This is a genomic window from Actinoplanes sp. NPDC048791, assembly GCF_040650095.1.
Taxonomy (GTDB): Bacteria; Actinomycetota; Actinomycetes; order Mycobacteriales; family Micromonosporaceae; genus Actinoplanes.
Map to the genome: position 1 here is coordinate 1 of NZ_JBEZGQ010001508.1, position 1519 is coordinate 1519.

At 72.9% G+C, this 1519-nt stretch carries 2 protein-coding genes and 1 pseudogene; 2 read left to right on the forward strand and 1 reads right to left on the reverse strand.

Going from position 1 to position 1519, the window contains the following annotated elements; all coding sequences use genetic code 11:
• Positions 1-434, forward strand: a 434-nt coding sequence (locus AB0C29_RS47925; RefSeq protein ID WP_360834978.1) for an ArsR family transcriptional regulator, incomplete at its 5' end; no start/stop codon positions are given.
• Here AB0C29_RS47925 and AB0C29_RS47930 read toward each other — a convergent pair.
• Positions 418-1221, reverse strand: a complete 804-nt coding sequence (locus AB0C29_RS47930; RefSeq protein WP_360834980.1) for a DUF3097 domain-containing protein — start codon at positions 1219-1221, stop codon at positions 418-420. The two genes, AB0C29_RS47925 and AB0C29_RS47930, sit on opposite strands and share 17 nt — an antisense overlap.
• 89 nt (positions 1222-1310) lie before the next feature.
• On the opposite strand from AB0C29_RS47930, the pseudogene AB0C29_RS47935 reads away from it, so the two are divergent.
• Positions 1311-1519, forward strand: a pseudogene (locus AB0C29_RS47935) (hypothetical protein); the annotation flags it as partial.

Genomic DNA, 1519 nt, shown 5'->3' on the forward strand with positions numbered 1-1519 from the left:
GGGTCCGCTGGGAGGCGGGCACGCTGTCGATCAGCAAGCGCTACTGCACCGCCGAGGACGTCAGCGACGGCACCGGTCTGGTCCTGGTGCCGTCGGTGTTCGTCTGGCCGGCGGTGCTGAGCATCTTCGCCGGTGACGTGCCGCAGCTGGCCTATCCGGCCCGGGGCGTGGCCACGCTGTGGGAGCCGCGCCGGGAGAGCACGGACGCGCTGGGCGCGGTGCTGGGCCGGGGCCGCACCCGGCTGCTGCTGGAGCTGGCCGCGCCCAGCTCCACCACCGAGCTGGCCCGGCGCACCGGGATGACCGCCGGCGGCGTCTCGCAGCACCTGAGCGTCCTGCGGGCGGCCGGGCTGGTGGCCGCGCACCGGCAGGGCCGCAGCGTGCTCAACGTCCGGACGGCGCTGGCCGAGGCGCTGCTCAGCTCGGCTCGGTGACGAAGTCGATGAGCCGTTCCATGGCGTTGATCAGTGGTGTCTCGACGTCCTTGTAGCTGTTCACGCTGCCGAGGATGCGCCGCCACATCTCGTACGGCTCAGCGATGCCGACGGCCCGGCAGACGCCCTCCTTCCACGGCTGCCCGGGCGGGATCACCGGCCACGCCTTCAGCCCGACCCGCTCCGGCTTCACCGCCTGCCACACGTCGATGTACGGGTGCCCGGTGATCAGCACGTTCGGGTCGGTGACCGCGGCCACGATCCGGCTCTCCTTGGACCCGGCGACGAGGTGGTCGACCAGCACGCCGACCCGGCGACCACGGGCCGGCCGGAAGTCACGGACCGCGCCGGCCAGGTCGTCGATGCCGTCCAGCGGCTCCACCACCACGCCCTCGATGCGCAGGTCGTCGCCCCAGATCCGCTCGACCAGGGCGGCGTCGTGCACGCCCTCGACCCAGATCCGGCTGGCCTTGGCGACCTGGGCGCGTACCCCGGCGACCGCGACCGACCCGGAGGCCGTGCGCTGCCGGGCCGGGGCAGCCGGCCGGGCCACCGGCCGGCGCAGGGTCACCACCTGGCCCTCCAGCAGGAACGCGGCCGGCTCGAGCGGAAAATTGCGACGCTTGCCACGCCGGTCCTCCAGCACGACCGCACCGAGCTCGAAGCCGACGACCGCACCGCAGAAACCCGAGTCGACGTCCTCGACCACCAGGTCAGGCTCGGCGTCCACCTCGGGCACCACCTTGCGGCGCCGCCAGTTCCCCGAGAGCACATCCTCCCCATACATGTCGAGCACGTTAAACCCTGCGGACGGACACGCCGCTTCCGACGCTCCGACCGAGACAAGCCAGGCGGACGGCACGTACCCTTGCTCGCATGTCCCCCGCAGCAGATGCGGCGACACTCACGGCACGCCGGTCCACCCGGTTCGTGGCGTGGGTACGCGCCTGGCGGGCCGGCCTCGTCCCGTTCGACGAGCTGGCCGACGAGATCGCCGGCGACGAGGAGCACCTCGTCGCCAATGCCCCCGGCACGTGGACCGACGTGCCGCTGAGCAGCGCGCTGCCCGCGTTCGCCAAACTCCA

What these genes read in the sequence shown, in the direction of transcription:
- AB0C29_RS47930 (WP_360834980.1), bottom strand. Translation starts at nt 1,221, where the DNA reads ATGTATGGGGAGGATGTGCTCTCGGGGAACTGGCGGCGCCGCAAGGTG.